The organism is Burkholderia sp. BCC1988, assembly GCF_905339895.1.
Taxonomy (GTDB): domain Bacteria; phylum Pseudomonadota; class Gammaproteobacteria; order Burkholderiales; family Burkholderiaceae; genus Burkholderia.
In genome coordinates this window covers 79,531-89,464 of sequence record NZ_CAJPHA010000029.1, presented here as the reverse complement: position 1 = coordinate 89,464, position 9,934 = coordinate 79,531, and the positions used below count along the sequence as shown (strand labels likewise).

At 65.5% G+C, this 9,934-nt stretch carries 6 protein-coding genes; 2 read left to right on the top strand and 4 right to left on the bottom strand.

Annotated features, from left to right (window positions below):
• The first annotated feature begins 544 nt into the window (after window positions 1-544).
• Window positions 545-1,969, top strand: a complete 1,425-nt coding sequence (locus U4012_RS31555) for a DHA2 family efflux MFS transporter permease subunit (RefSeq protein WP_321803373.1) — start codon at window positions 545-547, stop codon at window positions 1,967-1,969.
• 255 nt (window positions 1,970-2,224) lie between these two features.
• On the opposite strand, the gene U4012_RS31550 is transcribed toward U4012_RS31555, so the two are convergent.
• The 3 genes from U4012_RS31550 to U4012_RS31540 form a co-directional block, all read right to left on the bottom strand.
• Window positions 2,225-2,968 (bottom strand): 2OG-Fe(II) oxygenase, encoded by a 744-nt coding sequence (locus tag U4012_RS31550; protein ID WP_321803377.1) that lies wholly within the window; start codon window positions 2,966-2,968, stop codon window positions 2,225-2,227.
• 301 nt (window positions 2,969-3,269) lie between these two features.
• Window positions 3,270-4,862, bottom strand: a complete 1,593-nt coding sequence (locus U4012_RS31545; protein WP_321803371.1) for an inorganic phosphate transporter — start codon at window positions 4,860-4,862, stop codon at window positions 3,270-3,272.
• A 220-nt stretch (window positions 4,863-5,082) separates the two neighbouring features.
• Window positions 5,083-5,991 carry a LysR family transcriptional regulator gene (locus U4012_RS31540; protein ID WP_124488697.1) on the bottom strand — a complete coding sequence of 303 codons (909 nt, stop codon included), beginning with the start codon at window positions 5,989-5,991 and terminating at the stop codon, window positions 5,083-5,085.
• A 127-nt stretch (window positions 5,992-6,118) separates the two neighbouring features.
• On the opposite strand from U4012_RS31540, the gene metE reads away from it, so the two are divergent.
• The gene (gene metE / locus U4012_RS31535) at window positions 6,119-8,413 is read left to right on the top strand and encodes a 5-methyltetrahydropteroyltriglutamate--homocysteine S-methyltransferase (RefSeq protein WP_321803368.1); all 2,295 of its coding nucleotides are present in this window, start codon (window positions 6,119-6,121) and stop codon (window positions 8,411-8,413) included.
• A 173-nt stretch (window positions 8,414-8,586) separates the two neighbouring features.
• Here the strand turns inward: metE and U4012_RS31530 are convergent, their stop codons facing one another.
• Window positions 8,587-9,912, bottom strand: coding sequence for an MFS transporter (locus U4012_RS31530; RefSeq protein ID WP_321803367.1), 1,326 nt, complete (start codon window positions 9,910-9,912; stop codon window positions 8,587-8,589).
• Window positions 9,913-9,934: the final 22 nt, after the last annotated feature.

Sequence of the window (9,934 nt, the reverse complement as noted above, 5' to 3'; positions counted from 1 at the left end):
GCCAAAAACCCCCGCCCGAAAAGGCGGGGGTTTTTGCATTTGCGCTGCAGAAATGCGCGCGCAATGGCGAAGTGCAACGTGGCTGGAGCTGGGGCGCCGATGGCATTAATTCATGTACCCACGGTGCTCGAACAACCCACCACTCTGCCCACCGAGATCTGCCTGGTACACCCTTCTCCAGATCACACCAATCCGCCATCTGTCAGCACCAGTCAATGTTGCGGGGCATGACGATGACGTCGTAATGGCCGACAACGCGTGACGTTGGTTCGCAATTACCTGGAAATGCCGCCTTGCAGCGGAATCCCCCGGCTTGGTCCACAGGTCCCTCAATGTGTCGCGTCGATACTGATCGTGTGCACCATTCGGCCAACGCGGCGCAATATCGTCATAAAAATCTATGCGCATAAAGTCCATTCGCGCGACATGCCCGACAGAGCGGACAATCAATCCTTCAGGGTAATATCGCCACTCGTCCCGATTACCGGCCTCGTCTGCACCTGCCGGAACTCGGCATCCTCGTATTCCGTCTCCTGTACCGTTCATGACTGACAGCCCTGCCCAAGGTGGTCGGACGACCGACTTCCTGCCGTACCTCGTCGCCGCAACATTCTTCATGGAGTATCTCGACACGACCGTGATCGCGACCGCGTTGCCGCAGATGGCGCGCTCGTTCGGCGTCGGGCCGAACGCGTTGAGCCTCGGGATGACAGCCTACATGCTGGCGCTCGCGGTGTTCATCCCGATCAGCGGCTGGATCGCGGATCGCTATGGCTCGCGTACGGTGTTCGCCACGGCCATCTTCGTCTTTACCGGTGCGTCGGTGCTGTGCGGGCTGTCCGAGGGCGTGGTGACGTTCACGGCCGCGCGACTGCTGCAGGGTGTCGGCGGGGCGATGATGGTGCCGGTCGGACGGATGATCGTCGTGCGCAGCACCGAGAAGGCCAGGCTGATGCGTGCGATCGCGACGATTACGTGGCCGGGCATCGTCGCGCCGGTCGTCGGGCCGCCGATCGGTGGCTTCATCACGACCTACGCGTCATGGCGATGGATCTTCCTGTTGAATGTCCCGTTCGGCATCGCCGCGCTCGTCTGTACCTGGCTGATCGTCCGGAATACACGGGCCGATGAGCAACGGCCGCTTGACTGGGTCGGGTTCGTCCTGGCCGGCGGAGCGTTGACCTGTCTGCTGATCGGTACCGAAGCGGCCGGCCAGCAGGACGTCGACTTCGCGCGCGCGGGCATTCTGGTGGGGGCGAGCGTGCTGTTCGGCATCGCCGCGTGGATGCACGCGCAACGCTGCGCCCACCCGCTGCTCGATTTCACGACGCTGAGGGTGCCGACGTTCTCGGTGACGGTGATCACCGGCTCGATCACGCGGATGGCGATCAACGCCGTGCCTTATCTGCTGCCGCTGCTGTTCCAGATCGGCTTCGGGCTGTCGCCGTTCCAGTCCGGCCTGCTGCTGCTCGCGAGCGCGCTCGGCAATCTCGGGATGAAGGCGGGAACGTCGTGGATCCTCGACCGCTTCGGTTTCCGGCGCGTTGCGCTCGTCGACGTGACGATCGTCGGAATCTTCACGATCGCGTGCGGCTGGCTGACCGCGTCGACGCCGCTGGCGATCACGCTGTTCGTCGTATTCGTCTACGGGCTCACGCGGTCGATGCAGTTCACGACGCTCGCGACGCTGGCGTATGCGGATATCCCGGCCCGGCAGACGAGCGCGGCCAGCACGCTGTGGAGCGCCGCGCAGCAGATGACGATCGGGATGGGGATCGCATTCGGTGCGTTGTCGCTGCGGCTCGCGGCGTTGGTACGTGGCGACGCGGCCGGCGTGCACTACGTACTCGACGATTTTCGCTGGGCGTTCGTTGCGGCGGGCGTGCTCGCGCTGCTGACGCTGCCGGGCTATGCGCGGCTGGCTTCCGATGCTGGCGACCGCCTGCGGGCAAATGTGGCCCGAGGGTAGGCCGGATCTCGCGTTGCCTTGGCGTCGCGACAGGTGAGGGCGGTGGCTTTTCGTCGCTCACCCGAAACATCGATCGTTCAAGGCGACGATGGTCCGACGGGCGGCACAACCCGTTTTCCGTTACCGCGGGTGATGAGCGGACCGTACGGCGACGCCACGGTACAACGAGCCTCGAGCACCGACGTGCGGTGCCGGTTGCACGACCCCGTCCGCGGGCCGAATGGCGCGACAGCGTCATGTTCGTTCCGCGGGCCGTCACTGTGCGTCATGGAAGATGATGCCGACCGTGTGGCGGTGGCCGCTTCGAATTCTGCTCACTCCATGGCGCAAGTTGACGCGGTAGACGCCGCGCGTTCCCTGCACGGGCCTGCCGTGAACGGCGAAGATCACCGCGTCGCCTTGCATGAGCGGCACCACTTCCGCGCGTGACTGCATGCGTGGCCGTTGTTCCGTCAGCACGAACTCGCCGCCCGTGAAATCCCGCCCGGGTGCCGACAACAGGATCGCGACCTGGAGCGGAAAGACATGCTCGCCATACAGGTCTTGATGGAGACAGTTGTAGTCGTCCGGCCCGTATTGCAGGATCAGCGGCGTCGGGCGTGTCTGCCCCGCCGCGTGGCAGCGATCGAGGAAGGTCCGGTGCTCTTTCGGATAGCGGACGTCGATCTCGAGTGCCCGGTTCCAGCGATTCGCGATCGGCGCGAGATGCGGATAGAGCGTCGCACGCAACTCGGCGACGACCGCGGGCAGCGGGTACGCGAAGTATTTGTATTCGCCGCGCCCGAACCCGTGCCGTGCCATCACGACGCGTGAACGGTAGAGCGCATCCCGCGCATAGAGCGAGGCAAGCGCATCGCACTCGCTTGTGGAAATCAGACCCGGTACCCGCGCACATCCGTAGCGATCGAGCTCGACATCGGCGGTCGACCAGTCGATTGCGTCGACGCGTTGCGCGATGTCCGGCGATTCGACGGCAGGTTGCAGATCGGCGATATTCACGGGCATCCCTCGGTTCGTCAGCAGTGTGGCGCCGTACGGTCGCGCGAAATACTCGCCAGCGTCGCGTGCACGGTTGAAGCCACGATGAAAGTCGATGAACCCAGTCTAGCGGCGTCCGCGTGCCGGCGCGCTCCAGATCTTGCGCTTCAATTCGGAAGGGGGAGGGAAAGGTTGGGAATGCGGCACGGGCACATCGGTTGCCGCGATGTGTCGGAGCGCAGAAGCGCAGAAGCAGAGAAGCGACTGCGGAACCTTCCACGGCAGGCGACCGGTTTTCACCGGCCACGCGCCGCTTCCCCGATCAAGCCACCGACCGGAACAACCAGTAGAGCCCGCCAGCCAGTACGATCGACGCGGGCAGCGTCAGCACCCACGCGAGCACGAGGCTGCGCACCGTGCTCCACTGCAACCCGGATCCGTTCGCCGCCATCGTGCCCGCGACACCCGACGACAGCACGTGCGTCGTCGACACGGGCAGCCCGTACACGTCGGCGGCGCCGATCGTCAGCATCGCGACGAGTTCGGCCGACGCGCCCTGCCCATACGTCAAATGCTGCTTGCCGATTTTCTCGCCGACGGTCACGACGATCCGTTTCCAGCCGACCATCGTGCCGAGGCCCAGTGCGATCGCGACAGCCACCTTCACCCAGGTCGGGATGAACTTGGTCGCGTGGTCGAGCTGCTTGCGATAGTTGTCGATCGCGAGCTTGTCGTCGGCGACGAACGCGGGCTGCCCCGACTTCTCGATCAGGCGAATGGCTTCGGACACCAGATACATCGTGTTGCGCACGTTGTCGACGTCGCGTTGCGGCACCGCCGCCATCGACCCCGACGCGCCGACCGCGTTCGCGAGCGACGCGGACAGCTGCTGCACGGCCGGCAGCACCGCGGGCGTCAGTTCACGATGCTGCACGTAGTGTTCGACGTCGGCACGCGGGTTCGCGGACGGCGCGACGCCGTTCGTGTACTTCCCGAACGTCGCGGCAGCCTGGTTCGCGACGGCGACGAAGGTCTGCGTTTCGGCCGGCGTGACGGCCTTGTTCAGCGCGTACGCGGTCGGCACCGTGCCGATCAGGATCAGCATGATGAGGCCCATCCCTTTCTGCCCGTCGTTCGACCCGTGCGCGAACGACACGCCCGTGCAGGTCAGGATCAGCAGGCAGCGAATCCAGAACGGCGGCGGCTGATCCTTCGGCGGCTCCTTGTACAACTCCGGAACCCGCACGAGCGCCTTCAGCACGAGCAGCAGCAGTGCCGCGCACAGGAAGCCGACGATCGGCGAGAACAGCAGCGACTTGCCGACGCCGAGCGCCTGGGCCCAGTCGACACCGCTCGTGCCCGACGGCCCGTGCATCAGCTGGTTCATCAGACCGACGCCGATGATCGACCCGATCAGCGTATGCGAGCTCGACGACGGCAATCCGAAATACCAGGTCGCGAGGTTCCACACGATCGCGGCGATCAGCAGCGCGAACACCATCGCGAAGCCTGCGCCGCTGCCGACCTGCAGGATCAGCTCGACCGGCAGCAACTGCAGGATGCCGAACGCGACGGCGCCGCTCGAGACCATCACGCCGAGGAAGTTCCACATGCCGGACCAGATCACCGCGACGTTCGGCGTCAGCGAGTGCGTATAGATCACGGTGGCGACCGCGTTTGCAGTGTCGTGGAAGCCGTTGACGAATTCGAAGCCGAGCGCGATCAGCAGCGCGGCGCCGAGCATCAGGTACGGAAACAGCGAGCCTTCGCGGACCGGCGACAGGTCGGCGATCAGGTGCGTGGCGATATAGAGGGCGCCGAACGCGAGCACCAGCAGAAAGACGGCATAGCCGACCTGCCTGGTGCGTTCGACGGAACCCGAATTGTTCGGTGCGGACGAAGCAGGTTGATTCATGACGGCATCTCGTAAGGGAACCGCGTCCGATCCTAGCTTTCGCTACCAGTCAGTTTGATGACAGTCGAGACGTCGAATCATCGTCTTACGGGTGTGTAAGGGGAGGGTGCCGTGACGTCGAATTGCGACATGTCATGCCGGCTCGCGTCGTCATCCATTTCGTGAACAGGCCCGCGCACCGGCATGCGGGCCGCGGGAAGCGCGCATGGCGCGAGCGTCGCTAGCGCAGCATGCGCGGCGCGCTCCATGTCGATTCACGCGCCAGCGCGACGAATGCGGCCAGATAGTCGATCGACGCATCCGCCTCGCGGATGCCGAGGAAGATCTGTTTCGCGATCCCTTTCTTGCCGAGCTTGACCGGCACGACCGGCATCCGGTCCGCGTATTCGTCTGCAAGCCATCTTGGCAGCGCGGCCACGCCGCGCCCGCTCGCCACCATCTGCAGCATGATGTCGGTCGTCTCGATCGACTTGTGACGCCGCGGCACGATGCCGGCCGGCGTCAGGAACTGGTTGTAGATGTCGAGCCGGTCGGTCTCGACCGGGTAGGTGATCAGGATCTCGTCGGTCAGCTGCTCGGGCGTCACGTAGTCGGCGTTCGCGAAACGATGCGCGTCCGCGACCACCAGCACCTGTTCGTAATCGAACACGGGATCGAAGCGCAGGCCCGGCTTGTTCAGCGGGTCGGGCGTCACGAGCACGTCGATGTCATGGCCGAACAGCGCTCCGATGCCGCCGAACTGGAAGCGCTGCTTCACGTCGACGTCGACGTCCGGCCAGCGCGACAGGTACGGCGACACGACCTTCAGCAGCCATTGGTAGCACGGATGGCACTCCATCCCGATGCGCAGCGTGCCGCGCTCGCCCTTCGCGTACTGCTTCATGCGCTCCTCGGCGAGCTCGAACTGCGGCAGCAGCCGGTTCGCCAGCTTCAGCAGATACTGCCCGCCCTGCGTGAGCCGCAGGCCGCGGCCTTCGCGGTCCCAGATCGGCGTGCCGAGTTGCTGCTCGATTTTCCGGACGGTATGGCTGAGCGCCGATTGCGTGAGATGCAGCGCGTTGGCGGCCGCGGTCAACGAGCCCTGGCGCTCGACTTCGCGGATCACGACGAGATGGAATCGTTCCAGCATGGGTATCGCTTGCCCGACAGATACATGAACAGATTTAATGGATGAATGAAATAATGCCATTTTATTTCATGGAATGAAATCCCTATGATGGCGGCCGGATCGACTATTTCTTCAGGACGGCAGCTTCATGGTTACGACCCACAACCTCGGTTTTCCGCGCATCGGCGCGAAGCGCGAACTCAAGTTCGGTCTCGAACGCTACTGGAAGGGCGAGTCGTCGCGCGACGAGCTGAAGGCGCTCGGCGCCGAACTTCGCCAGCGCCACTGGAACGACCAGCGCGACCTCGATCTCGTGCCGATCGGCGATTTCGCGTTCTACGACCAGGTGCTCGACATGAGCTTCACGCTCGGCAACCTGCCGAAACGCGTGCAGGACTTCCATGGCGATGCGCTCGACAACTATTTCCGCGTCGCGCGCGGCCGCTCGGCGCAGTCGGCGGAAGCACACGCGGCATGCTGCGGCGGAGTCGCGGCCGGTGAAATGACGAAGTGGTTCGACACGAACTATCACTACATCGTCCCGGAATTCCATGCGGATACGAACTTCTCGCTCGATCCGTCGCGCCTGCTCCAGCAACTGGCGGAAGCGCAGGCGCAAGGCGTCGCCGCGAAGCCGGTGATCCTCGGCCCCGTCACGTATCTGTGGCTCGGCAAGGCGAAGGACGATTCCGATCGCCTCGCGCTGCTGCCGAAGCTGCTGCCGGTATATGGCGCGCTGCTCGACACGCTGACCGCGCAAGGCGTCGAATGGGTGCAGATCGACGAGCCGATCCTCGTGACCGAACTCGACGCCGCATGGCGCCAGGCGCTGCGCACGGCATACGACGCGCTCGAGACGCGCCGCATCAAGCTGCTGCTCGCGACGTATTTCGGCCAGCTGCAGGACAACCTGGCGCTCGCGGCTTCGCTGCCGGTCGACGGGCTGCATGTCGACGCGATCAACGCCCGCGACGAAATCGACGCGCTCGTGCGCGAACTGCCGCCCGGGCGCGTGCTGTCGGTCGGCGCGATCAACGGACGCAACATCTGGAAGACGGACCTGAACGCGGCGCTCGACTGGCTCGAGCCGCTCGCGAAGCAACTGGGCGAGCGCCTGTGGCTCGCACCGTCGTGCTCGCTGCTGCACGTGCCGGTCGATCTCGCGAGCGAGCAGACGCTCGACGAGGAGATCCGCTCGTGGCTCGCATTCGCGCTGCAGAAGCTCGACGAACTGAAGGTGCTCGCGACCGCGCTGAACGAAGGCCGCGACGAGGTGGCCGACGCGCTCGCCGCGAACGCGGCCGCGATCGGCTCGCGCCGTCGCTCGCCGCGCGTGAACAACCCGGCGGTGAAGGCCGCGATCGCGCGCATCGACGCGCAGCTCGGCAACCGTGCGAGCCCGTACCCGCAGCGTGCGCCGAAGCAGTCGGCGCGCCTGAACCTGCCGGCCTTCCCGACGACGACGATCGGCTCGTTCCCGCAGACTGCCGAGATCCGCCAGGCGCGCAGCCGGTTCAAGGCCGGCGCGCTGGATGAAGCCGGCTACCGCGCAGCGATGCAGGCGGAAATCGCGCGCAGCGTGCGCGAACAGGAATCGCTCGAGCTCGACGTGCTCGTGCACGGCGAAGCCGAACGCAACGACATGGTCGAATACTTCGGCGAGCAGCTCGACGGCTACGCATTCAGCCAGTTCGGCTGGGTGCAGTCGTACGGTTCGCGCTGCGTGAAGCCGCCGATCCTGTTCGGCGACATCAGCCGCCCGAAGGCGATGACGGTCGAATGGATCACGTACGCGCAGTCGCTGACGAACAAGCCGATGAAGGGCATGCTGACCGGCCCGGTGACGATCCTGAACTGGTCGTTCGTGCGCGACGACCAGCCGCGTTCGGTGTCGTGCCATCAGCTCGCGCTCGCGATCCGCGACGAAGTGCTGGATCTCGAGCAGGCCGGCGTGCGCGTGATCCAGATCGACGAGGCCGCGCTGCGCGAAGGGCTGCCGCTGCGTCGCGCGCAATGGGGCGCGTACCTGAAGTGGGCGGTCGAGTCGTTCCGCATCGCCGCGAACGGTGTGCGGGACGATACGCAGATTCATACGCACATGTGCTATTCGGAGTTCAACGACATCATCGCGTCGATCGCCGACATGGATGCGGACGTGATCACGATCGAGACGTCGCGCTCGGACATGGAGCTGCTCGACGCGTTCGACAGCTTCAGGTATCCGAACGAGATCGGGCCGGGCGTGTACGACATCCATTCGCCGAACATCCCGACGCAGGATCACATCGTCGGCATGATGAAGAAGGCGGCGGAGCGGATTCCGGCGGAGCGCCTGTGGGTGAACCCGGACTGCGGGCTGAAGACGCGTCAGTGGGCGGAAGTGATTCCGGCGCTGACGAACATGGTCGCTGCGGCGAAAGCGCTGCGCAGCCAGGTGCAATGACGCGTGAACGCTGCGCGCCGGCCGTCCCGATCGACGATCGGGCGGCAAGCAAGCGGCCCGCATGGGCGGGCCGTTTGTCGCAATGAATGTTCGGGGCGAGGCGGGGGTAGCGGCGTATCGCCCGACGCCCGATGCAAACGGGCAGGCGATGTCGCCTGCCCGTTTGCGTGAGGTTACGCGGTACGCGCACCGCGCGGCAGCGCTTCGTCCGCCCTGCCGGGCGCGCCGGCATCGTCGATGCTGACGCGGCGCGAGATCAGCCACACGCACACCGACGACAGCACGGCGGCGCTCGTGTACTGGATCGCGAGCGGCCACCATTGCGGCGCAGTGTTCTGCGCGATCAGCGTGGCGACGAGCGGCGTGAGACCGCCGGCGAGCGCGCCGCACACCTGGTACGCGATCGAGATCGCCGTATAGCGGATGCGCGCGATGAAGATGCCGCTGACGAAACCCGCGACCACCGAGTAGTAGCCCGATTCCGCGAGCGTCGCGAGGCCGACGCCGACCGTGATCGACAGCGGCGTGCCCAGGTGCACGAGCGGCAGCATCACGAACGGCACGATCGCGGCCCATGCGCCGGTGATCAGCAGCACGCGCGTCGTGCCGAAGCGCTGCGCGAGGAACGCGGCGGCGAGCTGCACGACGAACTGCAGCACCGCGACGATCGTCATGCAATGCAGCACCATCGACCGGTCGAGCGACAGGAACTGCGTCGCGTAGCTGATCATGAAGATGTTGCTGAAATACACGCCGGCGATCCCGTACACGTTCGCGCCGATCGCGAGCAGCAGCAGCGGCCAGTACTTGAGCGCTTCACGCAGCGGCTTTTGCGCGATGTTGCCGCTCTTCCTGACTTCCTCGAACTCGGGCGACTCGGACACGCTCGCGCGGATCACGAAGCCGACCGCCAGCAGCACGGCGCTCGCGAGGAACGGCACGCGCCAGCCCCAGCTCATCATGTCGTCCTTCGACAGCGCGCTGATCGCGCCGAACGCGAGCATCGACAGGATCAGTCCGCTCGCGCTGCCGAGCTGTGCGAACGACGCGAAGAACGTGCGCTTGCCTTCGGGCGCATGCTCGCCGGCGAGCAGCACCGCGCCGCCCCATTCGCCGCCGACCGCGATGCCTTGCAGCACGCGCATCAGCACCAGCAGGATCGGCGCGATCACACCGGCCTGCGCATGGGTCGGCAGCAGGCCGATCGCGACCGTCGACACGGCCATCAGCATCAGCGTCGCGAGCAGCGAGCGCTTGCGGCCGAAGCGGTCGCCGAGATAGCCGAACATCACGCCGCCGAGCGGCCGCGCGAAGAAGCCGACCGCGAACGAGCCGAACGACGCGAGCAGGCTGACGAAACGGCTTTCACCGGGGAAGAACAGCGGCCCGAATACGATGGCGGCGGCGGTCGCGTAGCTATAGAAGTCGTACCACTCGATCGTGGTGCCGACGAACGAAGCGAGCGCCGCCCGCTTCGGTTGCTTGACGGATGTCCCCATCTGTTATGTGCTCCTCTGGAAT